This is a genomic window from Bacillus sp. FJAT-49736 (assembly GCF_018343615.1).
Classification (GTDB): Bacteria; Bacillota; Bacilli; order Bacillales; family Bacillaceae_C; genus Margalitia.
This window is the reverse complement of the sequence record NZ_JAGYPI010000001.1, coordinates 1050365-1072949: the sequence shown is the minus strand read 5'-3', so window position 1 is coordinate 1072949 and position 22585 is coordinate 1050365. Positions and strand designations below refer to the sequence as shown.

At 35.8% G+C, this 22585-nt stretch carries 22 protein-coding genes and 1 pseudogene; 6 read left to right on the top strand and 17 right to left on the bottom strand.

The window, feature by feature from the left end; translation table 11 throughout:
- Positions 1-229: 229 nt before the first annotated feature.
- From KHA87_RS05720 to KHA87_RS05710, 3 genes are all read right to left on the bottom strand, one after another.
- A protein-coding gene (locus KHA87_RS05720) for an IS3 family transposase (RefSeq protein ID WP_213093131.1) occupies positions 230-1380 on the bottom strand; the annotation gives its coding sequence in 2 pieces (ribosomal slippage) (positions 230-1140 and positions 1140-1380; 1152 coding nt in all).
- Positions 1381-1617: 237 nt separating this feature from the next.
- Positions 1618-2655, bottom strand: a complete 1038-nt coding sequence (locus KHA87_RS05715) for a hypothetical protein (RefSeq protein WP_213093130.1) — start codon at positions 2653-2655, stop codon at positions 1618-1620.
- A 73-nt stretch (positions 2656-2728) separates the two neighbouring features.
- Positions 2729-3115, bottom strand: a complete 387-nt coding sequence (locus tag KHA87_RS05710; RefSeq protein WP_213093129.1) for a gamma-glutamylcyclotransferase family protein — start codon at positions 3113-3115, stop codon at positions 2729-2731.
- 142 nt (positions 3116-3257) lie between these two features.
- Between KHA87_RS05710 and KHA87_RS05705 the strand changes: the two genes are divergently transcribed.
- Positions 3258-4652, top strand: coding sequence for a tetratricopeptide repeat protein (locus tag KHA87_RS05705; RefSeq protein ID WP_213093128.1), 1395 nt, complete (start codon positions 3258-3260; stop codon positions 4650-4652).
- Between the two features lie 52 nt (positions 4653-4704).
- Here KHA87_RS05705 and KHA87_RS05700 read toward each other — a convergent pair whose 3' ends face one another.
- The gene (locus KHA87_RS05700; RefSeq protein WP_213094254.1) at positions 4705-5040 is read right to left on the bottom strand and encodes a L,D-transpeptidase; all 336 of its coding nucleotides are present in this window, start codon (positions 5038-5040) and stop codon (positions 4705-4707) included.
- A 157-nt stretch (positions 5041-5197) separates the two neighbouring features.
- On the opposite strand from KHA87_RS05700, the gene KHA87_RS05695 reads away from it, so the two are divergent.
- Entirely contained in the window at positions 5198-5389 is a 192-nt protein-coding gene (locus tag KHA87_RS05695) for a hypothetical protein (protein WP_213093127.1), read from the top strand.
- A 170-nt stretch (positions 5390-5559) separates the two neighbouring features.
- Positions 5560-6213 carry a DUF975 family protein gene (locus KHA87_RS05690; protein ID WP_213093126.1) on the top strand — a complete coding sequence of 218 codons (654 nt, stop codon included), beginning with the start codon at positions 5560-5562 and terminating at the stop codon, positions 6211-6213.
- A gap of 65 nt (positions 6214-6278) precedes the next feature.
- Here the strand turns inward: KHA87_RS05690 and KHA87_RS05685 are convergent, their stop codons facing one another.
- The 11 genes and pseudogenes from KHA87_RS05685 to hmpA all read right to left on the bottom strand — a co-directional run bounded on the left by KHA87_RS05685 (position 6279) and on the right by hmpA (position 19844).
- On the bottom strand, positions 6279-7544 hold the full coding sequence (locus tag KHA87_RS05685; RefSeq protein ID WP_213093125.1) for a metal-dependent hydrolase family protein: 1266 nt from the start codon (positions 7542-7544) through the stop codon (positions 6279-6281).
- 36 nt (positions 7545-7580) lie between these two features.
- A complete protein-coding gene (locus tag KHA87_RS05680; protein WP_213093124.1) occupies positions 7581-8786 on the bottom strand; it encodes a M20 metallopeptidase family protein in 1206 nt (401 codons plus the stop codon).
- 103 nt (positions 8787-8889) lie between these two features.
- Complete coding sequence (locus KHA87_RS05675; protein ID WP_213093123.1) at positions 8890-10074, bottom strand: hypothetical protein; 1185 nt, start codon at positions 10072-10074, stop codon at positions 8890-8892.
- 411 nt (positions 10075-10485) lie between these two features.
- Entirely contained in the window at positions 10486-10623 is a 138-nt protein-coding gene (locus KHA87_RS05670; protein WP_213093122.1) for a YjcZ family sporulation protein, read from the bottom strand.
- A gap of 317 nt (positions 10624-10940) precedes the next feature.
- Complete coding sequence (locus KHA87_RS05665) at positions 10941-11432, bottom strand: SRPBCC family protein (protein WP_213093121.1); 492 nt, start codon at positions 11430-11432, stop codon at positions 10941-10943.
- A 104-nt stretch (positions 11433-11536) separates the two neighbouring features.
- Positions 11537-11956, bottom strand: a complete 420-nt coding sequence (locus tag KHA87_RS05660; protein WP_213093120.1) for a VOC family protein — start codon at positions 11954-11956, stop codon at positions 11537-11539.
- A 363-nt stretch (positions 11957-12319) separates the two neighbouring features.
- Entirely contained in the window at positions 12320-12757 is a 438-nt protein-coding gene (locus tag KHA87_RS05655) for a GNAT family N-acetyltransferase (protein WP_213093119.1), read from the bottom strand.
- A 135-nt stretch (positions 12758-12892) separates the two neighbouring features.
- Entirely contained in the window at positions 12893-13780 is an 888-nt protein-coding gene (locus KHA87_RS05650; RefSeq protein ID WP_213093118.1) for a TIGR01777 family oxidoreductase, read from the bottom strand.
- Positions 13781-14291: 511 nt separating this feature from the next.
- Positions 14292-17495 carry a DEAD/DEAH box helicase gene (locus tag KHA87_RS05645; RefSeq protein WP_213093117.1) on the bottom strand — a complete coding sequence of 1068 codons (3204 nt, stop codon included), beginning with the start codon at positions 17493-17495 and terminating at the stop codon, positions 14292-14294.
- 386 nt (positions 17496-17881) lie between these two features.
- On the bottom strand, positions 17882-18295 hold the full coding sequence (locus KHA87_RS05640; protein WP_213093116.1) for a DUF4279 domain-containing protein: 414 nt from the start codon (positions 18293-18295) through the stop codon (positions 17882-17884).
- Positions 18296-18570: 275 nt separating this feature from the next.
- Positions 18571-19844, bottom strand: a pseudogene (gene hmpA / locus KHA87_RS05635) (NO-inducible flavohemoprotein).
- 149 nt (positions 19845-19993) lie between these two features.
- Here hmpA and KHA87_RS05630 point away from each other — a divergent pair.
- The 3 genes from KHA87_RS05630 (at position 19994) to KHA87_RS05620 (ending at position 21969) form a co-directional block, all read left to right on the top strand.
- Complete coding sequence (locus tag KHA87_RS05630) at positions 19994-20386, top strand: thiol-disulfide oxidoreductase DCC family protein (RefSeq protein ID WP_213093115.1); 393 nt, start codon at positions 19994-19996, stop codon at positions 20384-20386.
- 127 nt (positions 20387-20513) lie between these two features.
- Complete coding sequence (locus KHA87_RS05625) at positions 20514-21398, top strand: hypothetical protein (RefSeq protein WP_213093114.1); 885 nt, start codon at positions 20514-20516, stop codon at positions 21396-21398.
- Positions 21399-21789: 391 nt separating this feature from the next.
- Positions 21790-21969 (top strand): hypothetical protein, encoded by a 180-nt coding sequence (locus KHA87_RS05620; RefSeq protein WP_213093113.1) that lies wholly within the window; start codon positions 21790-21792, stop codon positions 21967-21969.
- Here KHA87_RS05620 and KHA87_RS05615 read toward each other — a convergent pair.
- Both KHA87_RS05615 and KHA87_RS05610 read right to left on the bottom strand, forming a co-directional pair.
- Positions 21966-22151: a hypothetical protein gene (locus KHA87_RS05615; RefSeq protein WP_213093112.1), complete on the bottom strand. Its 186-nt coding sequence runs from the start codon at positions 22149-22151 to the stop codon at positions 21966-21968. The genes KHA87_RS05620 and KHA87_RS05615 overlap by 4 nt on opposite strands.
- 96 nt (positions 22152-22247) lie before the next feature.
- Positions 22248-22550, bottom strand: coding sequence for a DUF5634 family protein (locus KHA87_RS05610; RefSeq protein ID WP_213093111.1), 303 nt, complete (start codon positions 22548-22550; stop codon positions 22248-22250).
- Positions 22551-22585 lie beyond the last annotated feature (35 nt).

Below are 22585 nucleotides of genomic sequence, written 5' to 3'. Positions count from 1 at the left end.
TGGATTTGAGTCAATATCTTGGACACAAAAAAGTTAAGTCTTTGTGATTATTAAGATGTAAGCTGTTTGTATCGTGCTAGTTTGACATGGAGCCTCTGCGGGTATGACTTTCCAGCCAATAAGCCAGCTTTCATAAAACTTGGCAATGCCATCAAAGCTATCATGCCCTCCACTCCATGTAAAACCATGAGTGCGGTGGATATCCAGCTAGGTTTGAGCTGCACAAGCTTTATGCTGTTTTTGTTTGATCTTCAATATCTTGTGGTGTTTTGTAGTCTAAACCACTGTGAATTCTTTTACGGTTATACCAACCTTCGATAAATTGAAATATTGCTAGATTCGCAGTTTTGTAGTCTAAATAGGTAACATGATTGACTTCTTCCTTCTTTAAAATGGCATGAAATGATTCTATACAGGCATTATCATATGGGCAGCCCTTTTTACTGAAGGATTGTTTTATCTTTCTTGTTTCGCAAAGCTTTTGAAAATCTTCACTGGTATACTGGGAACCTAAATCGGAATGCAGGATTAACCCTTCTCTTGTATGTTGAGTATCCAAAGCATTATTTAAAGCACTTATTACCAAATCAGTCGTCATTTTACGTCCAAATGAATATCCAACGATTTTTTTAGAATGCAAATCCATGACGGAAGCAAGATAACACCAACCGTCTCTCAGCGTGTTTATATATGTGATATCAGCAACCCATTTTTCATTGATAGTAGAGGTAGTAAAGTCTTGATCTAGCAGGTTTTCACGCTCCATCACCTTCGTTTTACTAGATTGAGGACGAAATTTCTTCTTTACAATGGAGAAAAGGCCAGCGGCCTTCATTAACCGTTGTACACGCTTCACACTCACATTATATCCTTCTTTTTCTAGGAGGTTGTGAATTTTAGGCGCGCCGTAACGCATTTTACTTTCTCTATAAATCTCTTTGATTCTTTTCGTTAGTTGTTTGTTCTCACGTTCACGGTTAGACTCTGTTTTTTTGAATGACTGGTAAAAGGTGCTTTTGGCAATACCAAGTACACCACACAGTGTTTGTGTGTCATGTTGGTCTTGAAGATCTACAATTACTTTTATCAACTCAGTTGTTTTTACTTTTTCGCAAATATGGCCATAGCCTTTTTTAAGATTTCATTTTCTTCCTGGAGACGGAGCATTTCTTTTTTCATTTTGGCAATCTCATCAGAGGTAATTGATGTTCCATCCTCTGTTTCCATAGGTGAAAACTTCTTAATCCATGTATAAATAGTTACTTCAGAAACGCCATATTCGCTACTTAAATCTTTAGCTGAGTTACCAGAGTTATATAAATCAACGACCATTTTTTTAAAATCTTCATTATATTTTTTGCCTGTATTTTTGTTTCCCATATGGACACAACCTTTCGTTGTTCTATTTTAGCACTTAACTAAGTTGTGTCCACGGAACTATACTAGCACCAAATGTCATTTTCTTATATTCTTACTTATAAAAGAAGTTCATTAGCAACAATTCATAATGAAAGAATTATGAATGGTAATAAAAATAAGCAGCCCAATTTTATTGCTAATTGGACTGCTATTTACAGTGTACTATTTTCTGTTTTTACTCTTAAAATGAACCTTTAGCTAATACTGTTCGCTTTCCAGTTTCTTACGGAATGTATCCGGAGCATCTAATCTTAAATGTATACTCCTCACTTTTCTCGTAACCCCATAAAAATAGCTTGCTGCAATTGGCTCCTTTAACATAATTACGATGTTTGGCGGTTCTTTTACAAAATCATTTAAGATTCCATCAAATATTTCTTTTTTATCTATAGAATTTTGGTTACAAGAACCAATGGATTCAATTTGATCTATAGGAACTACCAATCTTTTCGAAAGACCTAGTTGAATATGCAGCTCTTGATTTTGAATGATAATTGGATTCAGCCGAATCGCTTGAATTTCTGCAAGTATTAATAAGACTGCATATACGTTAAAGATCAATAAAATATAGGATACAAGTGGATTCCATTCATGTAGAAGGAAATGAAGACCCAATGTCTCAATGATGATGGCATGAAGCAACATAATATTTAAGGCAATATTGCTTGTTTTTTTATGATAAGTAAAAGCATTACTTACTTCTATATTCCTTTTCCTATTCCAGGAGAACAGACTATAGTACAGCAAAGATAATTCCGATATTAATATCTTCGTTGTACGAGATGCATTCTGCTTTGAAGTAAATGCTTCTTCCATCCGGGATGTAAAGAAAGGAAGTTTGCTTTCTTTATAATGTCTTATCATTCTCGGGACATTTCGGATTAATAACATAATAACAAATAATTCCGTCGCCAAAAATACTGCCTCAACACCTATCAACACATACTTTGAATATTGAAAAGCAGAAATAAAATCAGAAGGAATAATGAACCAGGCAAGCCCATAACAGGCTGCAATGATAAGCGATAAGTACTTAATGGAAAACCGCTTCCGAATAATTAAAAAATAAGTGGTCAATGGAATTACTATCATGAAATCAAGGAATGAACCTATTATTACACCGTTAGGCAACGGTTTCACTGTATCCGTATGATACAAGGAATAATTCGCCAGTAAAATAAGGGAAATCAGAATGATATACCAAGCTATTCTTTGATTGGAAATACGAATTGTCATATTCATCCCTCATTTCATATTATTACCTTAATTATACTTCAAGTCCCATTATGCAAATATGGAAATTTTGTGACTATAATCCTTGCAAATATTTTAACCAATCACCATGGGCAATTAATTTACTTTTTTCAAATAGCTGATTGCCGCCTAAATAGACAAATACTTCTGTTTCATCCTCCTTTGTATAGGCGATTGCTTTAATCCTGTCATACAAATTATTTTCATCCCCTTCCCTATAATCCTCTAATTCGTCCAGTTGCATCAGAACATCGTCATCTACCTCGTATATTTCCCCATAAACCTTTTCTGATGGATGATGTTTAATGGCTGGATATCCCAATCCCGTATCATGTAATTCCCCGAAAGTCCAGCATTGGTCTGAAATGCATACTGCTCCTTTTAGGAAGTGCTCATTCGTTCCGCCTTTTCGCAAAGTTCCATATACAAACACTTTATACATTATACTCACCTCTATTAATCAGTAATGTTCATAAATCTTATCTTTAACTTCTGCCATGCCCTTCTTTAAATCATATCGTAAATTTTTTGGTTTTACAGTATTGTGTTATAATGAAACGGAACAAATGATTAGGAGGATTCCTATGGACACAAACCAATTAGTGATTATCGATCATCACAAACCCATCCAATTAGTCGTTGAGAGAATGGCTATTTACTTACAAAGCAAAATTATGGAAGCATATGACGAGCATCAACAAGTGTATTACGTATTTTTTTACAAGGATCATTATCTAACTACTGCTAAAGCCACCCAGCTCAAAAGACATTCTTATATTGCACAAGCTTTCAAAAAAGGAATCATCCTTCCAGCGAATCATCCATTTATACAAATGGTCATGTCTACCGATCATCTTTATAAAAAACGTACCTTCAAACAAGTAATAGAAAAAATGGAAAACGTCATCCCCCCACATGAATTAGCTTTCCTTGCTACATTTTTCGAATCATTTATACCGAAAAAGAAATTATTTGCCTATATACAAAGCCTCTATTATGAATACCGCCGTAATGGTCAAATGTTTAAAAGCTACCGCATTATTCAAATTTTAAAGGACTTTGCACCTTCCCACTCCTTTGTTAAAGAACTATCCAATCATTTAGACTTTCTTAAATACGCAAAACTATATCAAAACCAATCAGATATTTTATTTGAAAAGGATCCCATATTTATTGAGAAGCTATTATTTTCACGAATGCGGGATGAGACCCAGTTCGAAAAACTCTCCAGACTACTTGAAGAGAAATCACGATGGCTCGATTTGATGGCTATTTATATACAAAATCTATCCAGTAATGATACCTATTTTCCTAAACTTTTAGAGCTTTTAGAGAAGCACTTATCAAAAGAACAAAAGATTGAGGTATTGGAAGTCTTACTGAATCAAATGCCCAATCATCGTCATATCCCGCAAATTTTACTGCAAGAGTATTTTTCGTTGGGAGAAACAAATAAAATCTTGCATTTATTATCTTCATGCAATCTAACATTAAATGAATTTGAAACCATAGAATTTGTACATTTATTAGAGGATATCGATTTAGTCGATTGCCATGAATACCTGGAAAAACTTCCTTTATTTTTCATCCCGTTCTTTCAATTTCAACCTAAAAAGGCGACGGAATTTTTGCATAATTGGATTATTCAATTACTTAATAAAAAAATGTATAGTATTAAAGATATTTATGCGTTGCTTTCACCATTAAAAAAGATTAGAGAAGCGGCCCCTATTTTGAAGAAAGTGGAAACCATGAAGAAGCTTGCCGATGATCCTGACAAACAATTATTGTTAGGGGAGCTATATTACCAATTTAAGCAATATGATCAAGCAATTGAGTGCTTCAGCTGGGAAATGGAATTAAAGGCAGTAGATCCAAAGCCTGTTCAATGGCTTTCCAAAATCTACAATGAATTAGGGATGAAGCAAGAGTACATGGCATATCAAAAGCTTTGTATTGACATGCAAAAAAGAGCGTAAAAAAAAGCACCAGGATGTTGATTCCAACATTCTGGTGCTTTTCTATTCGCATTTACTCATGGATATATACATTTGTCCCGATTGGTACCAGTGATGCAAGCTCCAGCACATTCTGATTATACATTCGAATACAACCGTGCGACACATTCTTGCCTATCGAAGCGGGATTATTGGTTCCATGAATTCCATAATGAGGTTTGGATAATCCCATCCAAAAAGCGCCATAAGGACCTCCCGGATTATTTTCTTTATTAATAATCGTATAGTTGCCAGTTGGTGTTGGTGTCAGCATCTTCCCTATCGCTACAGGATATCTCTTTATCACTTTACTGGCATCATACAAGGTCAAGCGATGTTTCTTCGTATCCACATCGACCCAAAATACCATTTCAACCATCTCCAACATTACTTTAATGCAATAGTATGAGATCGTTTTGTATTTGTGATTAATAATTCCAAAGCCCATTTTATTCATAGATAGGCTCCATCCCCACTAACCTACATACCTTATATTGTAATGAATAGAAGGAAAGGAATGTTGATGTATGCCACCAATTTATCATAATTTTTATCCATCATATGGCATGGGCATGGGCTATCCTGGATATAATCCGTATTATCCTGCTGCTTATCATCCAGGTTATTATCACCATCCGTATCACGGATATCATCACGGGTTTCATCATGGATATCATGATCATTGGTATCACGGAGGTTATTACGGGGGACATCACTAGACTATCTGAGAAGGTATGGAAAGCTCCATATCTTCTTTCATTTGTGAGAAAAATAGATACTTTCTATTCTCACAATGCCTTACTGCTGTTAACTTCATTAGAAAACAAAATAAGCATCTATTGGAAAATTTCTAATAAAATATAAATATATGAATGAAGGGGGTTTAGCTTTGAGCATAGGAGAAGTAAAACGTTATGCCAGGAATTCGTTAAAAGGAAAATGGGGATTTGCTATTTTGCTCATGATCATTACGATAGCTATAGAAAGACTTATACCAACCATGATTTCAATCCTAATAGATGATGGCGCATACTTTAAAAAAGATAATACCTTAGGAACGAATATCGGAAACCTTATTTCATTATTTTTAGCACCAATAACCATTGGATGCAGTTGGGCCTTTCTTAGTATTGTGAGACAGGAAAAAGTGGAAATCAGTCATTTATTTCAATTGTTTACGGATGTAAAAAAATATTTTAAATCTATCGGATTAACGTTGCTAGTATTTATCTTTACTTTCTTGTGGGCATTATTACTAATTATACCAGGCATTATAAAATCCCTTGCCTACTCCCAAGTTAATTTCCTCTACAAAGACCATCCCGAATATACCATCACAGAGCTAATTACAGAAAGCAGAAAATTAATGGATGGATACAAATGGGAGTACTTTCTGCTTTGTTTGAGTTTTATTGGTTGGGTAATTGTAAGTATTCTTACATTAGGCATTGGATTTATATGGCTAATTCCATACATTAATGCCTCTTTAGCGGAGTTCTATCGTCAAAGGGTGGAAGATTCCAAAGCTGAACAAATATTATAGTTAATATTAAGGTTCAATAGCCCTGAAGAAGACATTCTATATGGACTATTGAACCTTATTTTCATTTATACAGTTGGAACAGTTACTGGAATGGTGTCTTTTAAGACTTCTCCACCTTTTACAACTAAAACAATATTGGAATTATCTGCAAAGGAAGAAAGATCGGTCAGCGGATTTGTTTTGGTAATCACCACATCTGCTAGTTTTCCAGCTTCCAGTGTACCAATCTTATCTTCCCAGCCCATGCACTCAGCTGCAACTTTCGTTGTAGCTACAATGGTTTCCATTGGCGACATACCGATTTCATTCATTAATGCCAACTCTCGTAAATTTGTGCCATGCTTCATGACACCTGCATCCGTTCCCATGGCAATTTTAACTCCTGCTTTGTATGCTTTAGCAATGCTTTTTTTATGAGCTTCAAAGGATTCCTGAGCCTTCTTTACACCCCATTCCGGCATTCCTGCTTCTTCCGCAAGCTCCAGCACTGAAAGTGGTGCAAGCAATGTCGGCACTAGGTATGTTCCGTATTTTAGCATTAGTTCGATACACTCATCATCCAAATAAATTCCATGTTCAATCGAATGAATCCCCGCTTTGACAGCATTTTTGATTCCTTCTGCTCCTTGAGCATGAGCCATTACCTTCCTACCTTTACGGAAAGCGGCTTCCTCTACCATAACCTTCAGTTCTTCGAAACTAAATTGTGTGAATTCCGGATGATCGGTAGCGCTTAATACTCCTCCCGTTGCATGTACCTTAACCACATCGGCACCAGCGCGCAAGACCTCTCGAACGGTTTTTCTCACTTCCTCTACTCCATCACAAATTCCATTTGGCATACCAGGATATTCATCATGCATAAGCTTCACGGACTGACCTGAAGCTGTGTAAGAGTCGCCATGGCCACCAGTTGTTGTTAATGCGGTAATGCTTACCTGCATTCGCGGTCCTACAATATATCCTTGCTCAATTGCCTGTTTCACCCCTGCATCCGTACCTCCGCAATCTCTCACACTAGTAATTCCTGCATTGATAGTATTTCGTAAGTATTCTTGAGCCTTATAGAAGTTTAGAGAAAAAGGAGTAGAAAGTCTGCTTTCAATTGGTGCATATTCCATCATCATGTGTACATGTGTATCTATAAATCCCGGAAGAATACACCCTCCTCCAGCATCAATGGTTTGGATGTCATCTGTAAATACAGGTAGATCCGATTCTTTTCCTACAAATACTAATTTTTCTCCTTTAAATGCTACGGCTGCTTCTTTAAGTGGTTCTCCACCATTACCGTCAATCAAAGTCCCGTTTTTAATCACAGTAACTGTCATTTTATTCTCTCCTTTAAAATTAATAGGTAAAAATTCTTATACTATAGTAGCTTCCCCTTTTACTGAACTATTTTGGTATAGATAAGTAAGAGTTGCTGCTCCCAGTGTTTTTGCTGCTATGACTAATGCACGCTCATCGATATCGAATTTTGGATGGTGATGCGGGTACGTGAATTCCCGGTCCGGTATCTCCGCACCTGTGAAGAAAAATGTCCCTTTTACATGCTGTAAATAATAAGCATAATCTTCTCCACCCATTTGCGGTTCTCCGACTACTACATGCTCAACACCAGGAACTCCCTTTGCTACTTCCGCGACAAATTCTGTATCCTCTATATGATTCACTAACGCCGGATAACCTCTTGTATAAGTATATCTATAGGTAGACTCAGAAGCCTGGCAGGTACCCTTTATAATTACTTCCATCTCTTTTTCAATAAAATCCCGGACTTCTTCATTAAAGGTTCGTACAGTACCCTTCAAGACTGCCTTATCTGCTATGACATTAAAAGCATTTTCCGCCACAAATGAGCCCACCGATACCACTGCTGGCGCCAGTGGATTAACCCTCCTACTTACGACTTGCTGAAGATTCATCACTAATTGGGAAGCAGTAACAATTGCATCCTTTGTTTGATGTGGAGATGCGCCATGTCCACCGCGTCCTTGTATAGCAATTTCAAAGCTATCTGCTGCAGCCATCATTGGTCCAGTACCATATACAATCGTTCCAACTGGTACCGCGGAAGAAAGATGAGTTCCATAGATGACATCCACTCCTTCTAAGCAACCATCCTCTATCATCGCAATAGCTCCACCAGGAGTAACCTCCTCTGCATGCTGATGAATAAAAACAATATTTCCTTCCAATTCGTCCTTCATATTATTGAATGCTTTTGCAAGACCCAGCAATGTAGCTGTATGTCCGTCATGACCGCAAGCATGCATTACTCCGGGTACCTTTGATTTATAAGGCACATCATTTTCCTCTTGAATTGGAAGTGCGTCGAAATCTGCTCGCAGTCCAACTGTTTTTCCTGGTTTGCCGCCTTTAAGAACGGCGACAACACCACGCCCGCCAACCTCTGTTCTTACTTCATGTCCCAAGGCCCGATGATATTCCGCAACATATTTAGGAGTTTCCACTTCCTGAAAGGATAGCTCCGGATTTTGATGAAGGTGCCTTCGAATTTCCACTATCTCTTCGTATAGTTCATCCAATTTCGAAAATAATTTTTCCATTTACCATTCCTCCTAGCATTTATGTAAACCTTGATCCATGGATTAAAATGAATCAAGGTCGACTAACAGAATATTTATCTATCATTTTGTAAACAAACTAAACCTATAGTGTTTTCACTAAAATTCCTGCAATAATGACAGACGCAATCGTAACGGTTGTAAAGCCGCCAATTAACATCGGAGTTAGAATTTCATCAAATATTTGCTTTTGCTCCTTTTCATTGCGAGCTACACTACGGCTTACTTCCTCGCATAGCAAATAATCTCCAGGAAAGCCGAACAAAGCTGTTAGTGCTACCGGAATTCCTTTAAAAGGATCCCATTTTAATAGCTTGGATGCTGTAAATCCTCCAATTATAATCCCAATGGTTCCTATTCCAAGAATGGTAATTACTTGCGGTAAGTAGCCTACAAACATTTTAAAGGTAATACCATTCATGGAGGAGATTACGATAAAGATAATTCCAAGCATTCCAACGGTAAAAGAATTAGCGCGTTCCATCATATTATCCTGATAGAATTTTACCTTTGTACCAATTAAACCTAGTGCGAGGCACCATAAACTATAGTTAATACCTGTCCATTTATCTAACATAATAGCGAGAGCCCCGCCAAAAAATAACTTGAATAATAAAATAATATTACTGTTAAAATTATATTTCTTTGCTTTTGCAACTGATTTGGAATTACTTATGGATGGTTGATCAGAGACTGCTTCTGCTGTAGCAGCAACGTAAGTACCTGCATCCATTGCATTGCGGAGTTTTAAAGCATGTTTTCTGAGAAGATTAGCAGCCAATGGCATCCCAATTAAACCTTGAAAAGCCATGACTAAGACTGGAACCGTTATTAATGCAACAAGTCCTAGCCTTTTTAATTCGGTAGTAGTAACGATGAAGGCTATAATTCCACCCGTTAATGGTCCAACCCCAGAAACGGCTGTTTTATAATCAAAGAATAGAGTAACAAATAGAAGTATAAGTAGAGATGAGACAATGACACCTGATAAAGCAATGATGACTGCTTTAATTTGTTTCTTCATTACCTTTAATGGAATTAACGTTCCCATGTGGACAATAAGCGGTGCTGTCAATACTGCGCCAACAGCTGCGAAGGTTGATTTCTCCACAATATTGGAAGGAAAAATGCCTGTCCAAACAAAGGTTAGATAACCAACTAACACAACCAATAACATTGGGATTCTTGCTCTTGAAATGATAGAAACAATTTCTCCTACTGAAACTAATGCTAAAATAAGCATGGTCGCAATTACGGGCTGATTCAGCATTTTATCCCTCCTATTATTCTTTTAATAGCTATAAATAAATCTAATAATCCGTCCCCCTTTCAAAATAAGTTCTTTATTACTGTTTCGTATTACTCTATCACCACATAAAAACAATTTCAATAGTCGTTATATACTAAATTTTCTGTTAATATTCGACATTTTTATTTCTTTTTCCGTACTATTTTACTAGATTATGTATAGAATACTTTGGTTTTTACTAATATATATGAAAGGAGTGAAAGACATTGCTTAAAAGTTTGCTCATTTCGATTATAGTCAGCATTGGATTAACGATTATTTTAAATATTATTTTGTGGAGTTTTTTTGGTGATCCATCTATTTTCAAAAAATAAAGGACAGAAAGATATCTGCCCTTTACTGTACATTACCGGAATGTTTCCATTGATTATTTTACCATCTTACAAAAGCTGTACCAACGATAATCAATAGGATAAACAATACAACGATTAATGCGAAGCCAGCGCCAGCGCCGTAACCGCCGCCATAGCCGTAGCCTCCATAGTAACCATATCCGCATCCACCACACATAGCTCAAGTCACCTCCTTGATACCAATAAGATTGTAAAAACAATCTATACAAATAAATTATGTAAGTAGAAAAAAAACGTATAGACAAACATTTATCTTTATGTGAAATTTTTCAGGATAAACTGCTTTGCTTAGGTATAACGATTGCTGAATTAAGGATTGGAAAGAAAAAAAGCGTATGTAAAATACATACGCTTCAATTGGAGGTGCCTTTATGAATTGGTCGCGGATTACTATAAAATATGCATTCTCAAAATAATGGTAAAGGACAAGGATGGAAAAATATTTAAATGTGTTTTTTCGTTATTGGCAAACTCCTAATAGCTTACCATTAATTGTTCCATTTCCGCTTTATATATTTCATATACCTTGTTCCATTCCTCCATAGAGAAGTCAATTTTCACTCCATTTAATAAGGATACCAAGACATCCAGACAAATATGCCATCCTGAGATATCCTTTGCAGTATGATCATTTAAAACCGGAAAAAAATCCTTTAATAATAGCTGAGTTCCATTTGAATGAGTGGATAGTTCAAAGCGAACAACGCCTTCTCCCCATTCATATTCCAACACACTGTCTTTTTGAAAGTCCGTAATTTTCATGTCGATGGATTCCCCTGATCCATCATTCATATTAAATTTAATGGTCCCGCCTTTTCTGAGATCCACTGTCTGCAAATTAGAAAACCAATTTTGCAGCTTTCCATTTTCCGTTAAAGCAGCCCAAACTTCCGCTACTGATTGATCCAACATTCGTTTAAAAACAGCAGTATAACCAGAATTTGTCTTTTCAATCTCAGCTAGCATATTATTCACTCTCCTTTAAATAACATTTTTGTTGTAATAAAAATAGGCTGTCAATACAGCCTATATGTAATGTATTATTATTTTATTTTATATCCCTTTCTCACCTAACCCTGGGTGGAAACCTGCCAAGTTACTCCATATTTATCTACAACTTGACCGTAAGAAGGACTCCAAAAAGTTTGCTGTAATGGCATTATTACATTACCGCCTTGTTGAAGCTTTTCAAACACTTCTTGTGATTTTTCCACTGTGCTTATAGTAACCGCAATAGTCACGTGATCTCCAATTTTATGTGGCTGTCCTGGGAAGGTATCCGAGATCATGAAATCGGAATTTCCAATTTTAAGATGTGCATTTAATACAAGATTTTTTGCTTCTGCAGGAGTTGGATGTTCTGGATTGTCCGGCATATCCCCGAATGTTTTAAGATCCAAAACCTCTGCATCGAAAGCATCTTGATAAAACTTTACTGCTTCTTGACCATTTCCATTTGTTACTAAGTAAGGATAGATTCCAATAACCATATTCTTTGCACCTCATTTTTTAAATTTTTTAAAGATAAGAAACATATGTTCGTATTTTTATATTAGCATGTAATATATTTATTTGCAAACGTTTACGAAAAAGTTTTTTTCGACAAATAACAATACGAATTATTAAAGCTAAAAATGATAATCAGTCCATTCATTTCTTGCCAAAAAGCCAAACATTTATTCCATTTGTTTCTTGATAAATAACATTCGGCATTTATTACAAAAATCCTTTTTATTTAGACTCTGTTAATGTTTTAATATTGATTTTCCGATAAAATGTTGGGAAACCATTTTTCTTGGTTCCCCAATTCTCCATAAACAAGCCTATTTGCTTTTTAAATAAAGATAGTTGATTTATATGGGCAAACTCATTGTAATGAATTTATTTTTGAATCCCAATTTTTCATACAGTTTAATTGCGTGATTTCCTGCATATACACTTAAACGAACCTCTGAATATCCATCTTGTTTAAGATGTTCGATACCAGTCTCCATCAATCGTTTTGAAACTCCATTTCTTCTAAATTCTTCTAACACAAACAACTCATAAATAAAGCCGTATTTCTTTTCTGTAAAGTGGTCTTTACTTGTTCCTATAAGAATCCAACCCATTAGAATATCGCCTTCAGTTGCTATTAAATAATAGCTCCCTTTTTGCAATAATGGTTCAATAAGTAGTTTGACTTTTTCATCTGACGGTTTTACCTCGCCTAATGTTCCATCGAATAGGGCTTGTGGTGAAAGTGATAAAACCTTTTTATGTTCCGAATCGTTTGGTTTTCTTATTTCCATAAGTTGAGTTCTCCTCTTCGAGTATTTTCAACCATGCTCCCCCAGCATCATTAACAATCACATTGTGAAAGTGATTCTCATGCTTAGTTCCATAGATTTCCCGCTGAAAAAGCAACAAAGTTTAAGAAAAGAGCCTTATTTTATGATTTGCTTTAGTGCATCCTCTAATTTTCTATAAGTAAATACATAGCCTTCCTTCTCTAATCTTTCAGGGATGACCCAGCGACTTTTCAATATAAGCTCTGTTTCTGTCTTCATTAGAACAGCTCCCGCTTCCAGCATCCATTTAGGGGTTGGCAGGCCAAAATTTCGGTTCATTGCTTTACGTAACAATGACATTAACTCCCGATTGGTTACCGGATTAGGAGATGAACAATTAAATACTCCGCTCAAATCTTCTCTTTTTTGTAAAAAACGAATAACGTCAAAAATATCTTCTATATGAATCCAGCTGAATTTTTGCGTTCCTGGCCCCTGCACGCCTCCAAGTCCAAAACGGACTAAATTTTTAAATGGAACGATTACACCACCGTGTTCTCCTAATACGATAGCAATTCTTAAAGCAATTTGCCTTGTGCTAGGTAACTGAAAATCAAAGAATGCCTTCTCCCATTCTTTTGCAACATTTACGGAAAATCCGCTACCAATTTCTCCTTCCGCTTCTGTCATCGGCCGATCCTCCGCATGTCTGTAAATGGTTGCTGTACTTGAATTGATCCAGAGTTTTGGAGGATTTTTACACTTCAAGATTGCATTTCCTAATATCTTCGTTGTTTCCGTACGGGAACGTAAAATTTCTTCCTTGTTTTTCTCATTATATCGGCAATCAACTGATTTACCTGCAAGATTTATAAGCATTTCTGCATCTTCCAATGCATCTATTATCCTAGGGTGATCATCCCATGGGATATGGGAAAACTGCCTGGATATAATTTTTACATCATAATCTAACTCTCGAAACTTCTGTTGAAAAAATGTGCCAATGAAACCGGTACCACCTGCCAATATAATTTTCCTTCGCATACACATTTCCCCGCTTTCTGAGTTAATTACTTGGGTAAAAAACAAATTTAACCCGCTAATATTTGTGAAATATTTCACATAAATTATATCAAATTTTTCCAATCAATTAAACAAAAATTTTGTATTTATTAAAATTTAAGTTAAGTCATCATTCATGTTAACAATAAATCGATTATGTAAACTTAAAAGTAAAAAAATAAATTTAACGAGATGCATGGTGAAAATACATCTCCATTTTCACTTGCTGCTATTACGATGTATTTTCAGGGACACTGGTTCTTCTATCTATGACATAACAGCATATTTTCTTATGTTTGCGGACACACGTTCCGTTATTAATCAAAAAAGATCTGATTTCCTTATGCTTTTAATTCAATTACGGACTCAGTGTCCTCTTCGCCTTTCTAATTGTGTATTTTGATATTAAATATGGGATTCTCTGTCCTCTTACAAAAATAAAAGCAGCGCTCCGAAAAGATAAGCGCTGCTTTTAAACCTAAGTGACCAACTTTTATATCATTAAAATCTCTCGAATATCCTCTTCCGTTAAACCAGAGGAAACTTTTTCATCCGGACTAATTATTTCTTCTATCAAATGTTTCTTTTTCTCCTGCAGCTCATTTATTTTCTCTTCAATCGTCCCGCGGGCAATTAGCTTAATTACTTGTACTGCATTTTGCTGGCCAATCCGATGTGCCCGGTCAGCTGCTTGCTCCTCTACAGCAGGATTCCACCATGTATCATATAATATCACCGTATCTGCACCGGTTAAATTAAGTCCAGTTCCTCCAGCTTTCAAGGAAATCAAAAACAAATCACGTCCGCCAGCATTAAATTGATTACATATTTCTACTCGTTTTTCTGATGGAGTTTGCCCATCCAGATAATAAAATGGTAGTCCCCTATTCGCTAGTTCTCTGCCGATTAACGACAGCATTTTCGTAAACTGCGAGAAAATTAACAATCTTCTTCCAGCATCCTTAGACTCTTCTATTATTTGTAATAGTTGCTCAAATTTGGCTGATTTTCCTTTATAACCATCAACAAATAATGCCGGATGACAACATATTTGCCGTAACCTTGTTATACCAGCTAATATTTTGATTTTGTTTTTCCGTATCGTATCTTTATCTAGATGCTTTAATGTATCATGGCGCAGCTTTGCTAAGTATGCGGCATACAGCTTTTTCTGATCAGGGAGCATTTCAGATGAAGCCAGTTCCTGCGTTTTTTCCGGCAGTTCATCTAAGACATCCTCCTTCATCCTTCGTAGTAAAAATGGTCGAATCCGCCTGGCAATCGTTTTTCTTGTAAGATTGCTATATTCCTTTATTCCGTGAAACAAATCAGGAAATACGACATGAAAAATGGACCAAAGCTCCTCGAGTGAATTTTCTATCGGTGTCCCCGTAAGTGCAAATCGGTAATTTGCTTGTAACTTTTTCACTGCTTTTGCTGTTTGTGTTACTGGATTTTTAAAGGCTTGTGCCTCATCGAAAAATATTGTGTGAAACGCCGTATTTTCATACCAATGGACATCACTTCGTAGTAATGGATAGGATGTGATTATTACATCGACTTCTATGACTGACTTTTGGATATTCTGTCTATCTTTTTTATTTCCATCCATTACAACCGCCTGAATCTCCGGGGCAAATTTCATCATTTCACTCAGCCAGTTATACGTTAAGGAGGATGGGCAAACAATTAGAACAGGGAGTTTTTCCTTCCGAATAATCGGCAGCTCGGAAAGAATAAATGTGATGCTTTGCAATGTTTTTCCCAGTCCCATATCATCCGCTAGTATTCCGCCAAAGCCGTATGCTGCAAGAGTTTTCATCCATTGAAAACCATGTACCTGATAGTTTCGTAAAATAGACTCGACCTGCACAGGAACAGTAAAGCTATTAAAGTTTGGATTATAAATGTTCTCCAAGAAATCCCGGAATGATTTTTCAAGCTCCAGCATCTTTTGATCGTCAATCGAGCTCAAAGCCTGAATTCCTTGAATCATAGGGAGCTGAATTCCGGATACCAAATCTCCCTTTTCTGCTGGAATTCCATATAAAAATCGATTTATTTCCTCTAGTTCCCTCGTTTCCAGAGAAAAAAGTGAACCGTTTTTTAAGCGATAGTATTTCCGTTTTTCCTCCAGAGCAATTAGGATCTCACGGATTTCCTTCTCTACAAAACCTTCCATTTCAAATGTGAATTCCAGCCAATTTATCCGTTCCTGTGGAGCTTTTACTCGAATTCTGGGACGTGCATTCCCTCTAAAAATTCGATTTCGAACAGATGTCGTAGCGTAAATTTGTACATGCTTTTGAAGCTGCGGCACGATATGCTGCAAAAAATGATACTCCAGTTCTTCATTATGCATGAAATAACCGCCATCTGTTTCTGTAAATTCACTTTCCTTCATAAACTCGATAATTGTATTTTCTTTTTCCACATCTCTAATAAGAAATGAATTCAACCGATTTTCCGTTTGTTCTAATGGGTTAATAACTATATTTTCATAATGAAACTCCAAACCCGCAAGCAGACGATTTTTCAAGCGATCCAAATATAGTTTTGCCACTAGCGGTGTTTTATTTATGTTATTCATGATCATTTCAGACAAATGGACATGCCCAATTCGTCTTAATGCCGGTATAATTTTTTCCATAAAAAAAGAGATTTGCTCAGAGGGAATCGGAATTTCATTCGTTTCAGATACTTCAAGCATCTTTTTTATATAAACTAGTTTTTCACAGTCCTCGGCACTCATCTCCATAAGTTTTCCATTGTATAAGACGGAATGATAGCTTTCCAATACAACTAATCTTTCAAAGCCCTGTACCGTTAATTGATAATCATTCCCTGCCTGTTCTGAAAACCTAAAATGTAATGGGAGGGTTTCCTTCGATATTTCAAATCCCGAAAACGCTTGTCCATCATAATATAGCTTTACTGAAGAAATCTGTTTTAGCAACTCCTTCATATATTTCCATGAAGATGGTGGTATAGGTAAAATAGTTGCATAATCTTCCTGTTGAATTCGAGGCGATTGTGCATATACCCTTTCATCTTTACATATTTCTATAAGCCGGAGTATTACTTTATCCTCCTCCATTGAAAAACAGTGAAGGCTAGGGTCATATGTAAAGGTTTTGGTAAGTAGAAAAGAATTATTATCTTTAACGTTATATAAAAATTCACGAATGGATTGGACATTAATCCCATTAACCCTCAGCTCTATTCCAATTATATGCCCACCGTCTTTCCTATAGGGTTTACAAAGGAATTCTACTTTCAGCGGATGCCGATTTTCAAAGTGTTTCCGGTAGGAGCTAGAGCGCTTTTCAGAATTAAAGAGTTCCACCAAGTTTGCGGTTAGTTCATGGTTTTGCAACGAATCCTTCTGATCTTCGTCCATTGCAGATTGGTTCCCTTTTCGTCGATAATCATTTAACGCCACGAGGACAGCGGCAATATGCTGACAATCTCTTTGGAAGGAAGCTAGACTAGGACAACTGCACTCTGCTTTCAGATCTTTTCCGTCTTTATAAAGAATGACTTGGAAATCTTCTTTTCCCTCAACCGTTGCTCTACAATAATCGGAGCTAATATGTTCTAATTGAACCTTTTTTGCACGATAAAAAGCCTCTCCGCGATTGAAGGAAACGATGCCACACCTATCTTTAATCATCTTTTGGTTTATTTTCATGTCCATTTAGCAATCCCCCCTTCCAATCAATTTATTCCTTTATTTTAACATGACAATGAAGCAGATTAAAAATCCAATGTAAATGAAAGAAGGAACTAAGAATGTTCTTACGGATTCCGTTTTGATAGAGAAACAACCTTGCTTCAAAATACATATCTCAAAGTAATTCACCCAAATATTCTTATAAGAAGGCTCTTTTCTTAAAAATTGTTGCTTTTTTAGACAAAGACCCTAGTAACGACCTGACTTTTGCTAATAGAATCATATTCTTCCTAAGAAAAGATGCCCCGAGCTAAGTCTATATTAGGATTAATACGAAAAACAAACAATTATTACGAACTCAGTTTATAAGAAAAAAGCTGTTGATTCTGAAATCATCAGCTTTAATTAATTTAACTAATTATATATAAATCAAAATGGATTTCTCCTTGAATTGCACTAACAAAATCAATAATGTCTTTCTGTAAATACATGGAAGGAGATTCGTTATTTTCAACTTGAATAACTACCATAATTATATACTCTAAATCATAGTTTTCCTTCAGTTCTTTTAATTGTTGGGTTTTTCCATTAAGCGTCTTCAGAATTATTTCCAACTGGATGTTAATATCATATGACACTTGGTAGCCAGTACTAAATGTCCAATCTGTCTCTGTTCTCCGCCTAATTTTGGTTGGTGTAAGATTGGGATTATCCGGACTATTTAGAATGTCCCCTTTTTTATAAGTTTCTGTCGGTTGAATACCTAGAATGTTGGTAACAATCTCTAATGGAAATTCATCCCCCAACGCACTAAAATAAGCCATAATTCTTGTCTGATCCAGATAATTTCCCCCTCTTTTTTTAGCATTGAATGGATTCAACTATATTTGCACAGTTCTATTCTCACTGTACAACAAGTATTGTAACTTTAAAATATAAAGTCGGAAATTATTAAAATGCAAAATAGAGAATGCATTGAAATGAAAAGAATGATTAAAGCGTGAATTCTGTTATGAATTCACGCTTTAAATAAGATGTAATTTATTTTTACACAATGAATAACCGCAACCCATTTCATACGGTTCTGCTCCATCCTTTTTTAGAGTTCATCATCCAAATTTCCGAAGGATCCGAAGAATTCGTAATGAATATCCTTTTCCGGTACTCCCCATTCTTTTAGTCCAGAATTAACTGCCTTCATAAAAGAAGGAGGTCCGCAAAAATAAAATTGTGCTTTGTTATCTGGAAGAACTTTTTCTAGCCATTCCAGGGTAATATACCCTTCTTTATCAAAATAATGGTTTTTCCGATCTGTTTCCGTTGGCATTTCATATATAAAGTAGGATTTCACATTTTCATGCTTTTCACTCATATTACGTACGTGGTTTCTAAAGGCATGGACATTTCCATTTTTGGCTGCGTGTATATACCAAACTTTTCGATTCGGCTGCTTCTCTGCGATGGTATTTAACATACAAGTTAATGGGGTCAAGCCGACACCGCCGCTTATTAAAACAACTGGCTCGTCGCTTTTCATATCTAAGTAGAAATCCCCGGCCGGAGCAGAAATTGGCAGGATGTCTCCTTCATTAAACAATTTGTGAAGGTCGGTGGAAACGACACCTGGAGGCAAATCTTGTTTGATTGGATCCTCCCGTTTCACACTAATTCTATAATAATCGAGACCTGGCCGATCCGATAAGCTATATTGGCGCAAATGCGTATATTTTTCTTCCTTAATATCAATTTTCACCGTAATATATTGACCTGGAATAAAGTCAGGAAGCTGTTTTCCGTCCTTCGGTTTTAAATAGAAGGATGTAATAATATCACTTTCCTCCACCTTTTTGTCAATAATAAAATCCTTAAACCCAGCCCATCCGCCAGGCTGATTTTCAGTTGTTTTGTATAATTCATTTTCCATCCGAATAAAGACATCAGAAATGACTTCATACGCATCTGCCCACGCATCGATAATTTCATCGGTTGCGTATCACCAAGTATTTCTTTAATCGCTCCTAATAAATTCTCTCCGACAATCGGATACTGCTCCGGCTTAATTCCTAAGCTGCGATGCTTTTGCCCAATCCTCTCTAATACAGGCATAATAGCACTCATGTCTTCAATATTTGCTGCAGCGCCATATACAGCATCTGCAAGTGCCCTCGGTTGATGCCCTGTTATTTGATGGGTCATATTAAAAACATTTTTTAATTCCGGATGATTATCAAATAACCTTTTATAGAAACGTTTTGTAATGTCTTCTCCATGCTCTCTTACAATTGGAAGTGTGCTTTTTACAATTTCCAATTTTTCAGGGTCCAATTTTTTCACGGTTTTTACTACCGATTTCCATTTATCCTTTTCATCCATCAACAGAGAGAACCCTCCTTTCCATCTCAAATGTAATATGCCCTAAAGCAATTCCAACCAAAATAGATTTATTTATTAATTTTTTGAACCTTTACCAATAAATGTTTGATAAGATATAAGAAAGGAATCTCTTATAAGGAGAAGATTATATGAAAAATATTATCCTTTTTGACGGTGTGTGCAATTTTTGCAGTCAAAGCGTTCAATTTATTATAAAAAGGGATCCTAATGGGATTTTTCACTTCGCATCACTACAAAGCGACATTGGGAAGGAATTATTAAAACAATACGGAGTCGATGAAAACATCGATAGCTTTGTCTATGTTTCTGAGGGTAAAGCATACGTAAAGTCGAGTGCAGCACTCCAGGTTTGCCGGAGATTACATGGATTTTGGAAATGGTTATATATTTTTTATTTCGTTCCAGCACCAATCCGGAATAGTATGTACGATTTCCTTGCAAAAAATCGATATAAATGGTTTGGGAAAATGGAAAGCTGTATGATTCCCTCCCCTGAAATTCGAAGCAGATTTTTGGATTAAATGAAACTTCTATAGTTGACATAATATTATTATTGTTAATCATAACAATTGTAGAAAAAATGGAAGGTATTTTTTAAAATGAACTCGAATACAAAATAGAATCAATATTATGTTAACGGAGGTCGGCATGAGTGTTCCCGAAAATAATAATCAAAGAAGAACCTTATGGCAATGGATCCACTTTATCACCCCCTATATCTACTCTACTGGCATCGTAGTTATCATCGGATGGATGCTGTGTGCATCTGTCATTAATGGAATAGAGACGGTAAAAAGCCAATCATGGCGTGGAATTTTTCTTCCAGCTACTGAAAATAGTCATTCTGACAGCCAATCATGGGTTAATGTTATTGCACATGCCATTATTGATTCCAATTTAAATAATATTATTTTTCGCGGTCTATTCTTACTAATCATTTGGGTTCTCTTATTTCTGATCATCCCTGTCGCTTTTACTCGGCTAAAACGCTTTAAACTATTCAATTTTGAATTTGAAGTGGAGGATAAAGAGCAGGCAGCAATTCAAACTGTGGAGATCAATGGCGGTAAAGCGAAACTCATGGCGTATTTATCAAGTGATGATGCTGCCGGGAAATTATTCGATTTTTTGGAAGGAACCGTAATCAATTATCAAGAAGCCCTCTTATATTTCTTAGATGAAATTCAATTAGGATACCGTCAACATTTCAACGCATCTTTTAGTTATATGGTAGTGAAGGATGGATATCCTGAACAAATTGAGGATTTGGTAGAGGAATCGCGCGAACTAGGTGAGGCTGTTTTGAAAAATAAAACAGATAATGACAATTTATTGAAGAAGAACTATTTAGTTTACTATTTCTGCTTTGAAAATTACAATTTTACAACGGTGCTTAGCAGCTACCAACATCAATTTGACATATTCGATAAATATTTAATCGAATTGCTTCATAATATTATTAATAAAAATGTGGAGAATATCGAGAATATTGTGGCTCTGACATCACCGGATGAGGAGGAAGAATTGGCTTAAGACAATCCTTGACGAAAAATAGGATTGTCTACTATCATAAAAGAAAACTGCTTTAGTATAGATTGTTGTTTTTCATATATTGTAATGAATCCTAATATAGTCTTAAATCGGGGCATCTTTTCTTTAAAAAGTTATCCCTTCATAATCGCAGGTTTATTAAGATTTTTGTCTAAAAAACAACAAAGTTTAAGAAAAGAGCCTAAAAGAAAGCTATTTTCTACAGAATTGTTGTATTTCGTATGTTGTAATAAATCTTAATGTAGTCTTAAGTCGGGGCATCTTTTCTTTAAAAAGTTTTCCCTTCATAATCGCAGGTCATGGCTTTATTAAGATTTTGGTCTGAAATACAACAAAGTTTAAAAAAGAGCCTTAAATAAAGGAGGAAATTGCCTTGAATTCCAATTTTCAAATTCATATTCAATCGAATAAAGTAAAGGAACGCGCTGAGAAAAAGCTTAAAGAAATGAAAGCAAATAAAAAAGATAAGCGTGCTTCAAGCAGTTCGATTGTAAAACCAGTTCGTGTAGGCAAAGATGATCCAATTGTAAAACGCATGCTCGGTCAACTTTAAGCTTTTAGATGTCCTTTTCGTTGCAGAACTTTAGAATGCTTCCATGCCATTTCCTGCATAATGACTGAATTAGCAATGAGGTCGGAAGGCTGTTCCACTGATAAATTATTTAGATTTAAATCTCTTACTCCTCTAAATCGTTCTCCTTTTAAATATCTTTTATAAAGATCCAGGGTACGCATAAGCACCCGCCTTTCCATCTAGTTCATAATTTCATATTATTCTTATTGATATCCTTTCGTTAATGTAATCATTATCCTCCATGTACATATAGCGTATTATTGTTTGTTAATATGCGAAAATACCTCCTCCAAACTATGGTACCCTTTTGACTCTCCCTCTTCCTCCTGAATGGTCCATTCCTGCTGCTCTAAAGCCAGTCTGCCTTCATGATTCTTTTTGTAAGGCATATTCACCATATATATCTTTCCGTCTTTTCTAACAGTGTAACCTAAATAATATGTATCTCCCGCTCCCTCTTCCTCATAGATACCAATATCCTCCAGATCATATTTTGCCATTAAATGATGCAATTCTTGATTCATGTCATTTTTTATTTCATCATATTGAATATATTCCATATCTGTTCCTCCTTCTCTATTTTCCATATTGTACC

Bases quoted from the DNA above. Each gene is read 5' to 3' on its own strand.
- KHA87_RS05715 (WP_213093130.1), bottom strand. From the start codon at position 2,655: ATGACAATTCGTATTTCCAATCAAAGAATAGCTTGGTATATCATTCTG.
- KHA87_RS05710 (WP_213093129.1), bottom strand. From the start codon at position 3,115: ATGTATAAAGTGTTTGTATATGGAACTTTGCGAAAAGGCGGAACGAAT.
- KHA87_RS05705 (WP_213093128.1), top strand. From the start codon at position 3,258: ATGGACACAAACCAATTAGTGATTATCGATCATCACAAACCCATCCAA.
- KHA87_RS05700 (WP_213094254.1), bottom strand. From the start codon at position 5,040: ATGGTATTTTGGGTCGATGTGGATACGAAGAAACATCGCTTGACCTTG.
- KHA87_RS05695 (WP_213093127.1), top strand. From the start codon at position 5,198: ATGCCACCAATTTATCATAATTTTTATCCATCATATGGCATGGGCATG.
- KHA87_RS05685 (WP_213093125.1), bottom strand. From the start codon at position 7,544: ATGACAGTTACTGTGATTAAAAACGGGACTTTGATTGACGGTAATGGT.
- KHA87_RS05680 (WP_213093124.1), bottom strand. From the start codon at position 8,786: ATGGAAAAATTATTTTCGAAATTGGATGAACTATACGAAGAGATAGTG.
- KHA87_RS05675 (WP_213093123.1), bottom strand. From the start codon at position 10,074: ATGCTGAATCAGCCCGTAATTGCGACCATGCTTATTTTAGCATTAGTT.
- KHA87_RS05670 (WP_213093122.1), bottom strand. From the start codon at position 10,623: ATGTGTGGTGGATGCGGATATGGTTACTATGGAGGCTACGGCTATGGC.
- KHA87_RS05665 (WP_213093121.1), bottom strand. From the start codon at position 11,432: ATGCTAGCTGAGATTGAAAAGACAAATTCTGGTTATACTGCTGTTTTT.
- KHA87_RS05660 (WP_213093120.1), bottom strand. From the start codon at position 11,956: ATGGTTATTGGAATCTATCCTTACTTAGTAACAAATGGAAATGGTCAA.
- KHA87_RS05655 (WP_213093119.1), bottom strand. From the start codon at position 12,757: ATGGAAATAAGAAAACCAAACGATTCGGAACATAAAAAGGTTTTATCA.
- KHA87_RS05650 (WP_213093118.1), bottom strand. From the start codon at position 13,780: ATGCGAAGGAAAATTATATTGGCAGGTGGTACCGGTTTCATTGGCACA.
- KHA87_RS05645 (WP_213093117.1), bottom strand. From the start codon at position 17,495: ATGGACATGAAAATAAACCAAAAGATGATTAAAGATAGGTGTGGCATC.
- KHA87_RS05640 (WP_213093116.1), bottom strand. From the start codon at position 18,295: ATGGCTTATTTTAGTGCGTTGGGGGATGAATTTCCATTAGAGATTGTT.
- KHA87_RS05630 (WP_213093115.1), top strand. From the start codon at position 19,994: ATGAAAAATATTATCCTTTTTGACGGTGTGTGCAATTTTTGCAGTCAA.
- KHA87_RS05625 (WP_213093114.1), top strand. From the start codon at position 20,514: ATGAGTGTTCCCGAAAATAATAATCAAAGAAGAACCTTATGGCAATGG.
- KHA87_RS05615 (WP_213093112.1), bottom strand. From the start codon at position 22,151: ATGCGTACCCTGGATCTTTATAAAAGATATTTAAAAGGAGAACGATTT.
- KHA87_RS05610 (WP_213093111.1), bottom strand. From the start codon at position 22,550: ATGGAATATATTCAATATGATGAAATAAAAAATGACATGAATCAAGAA.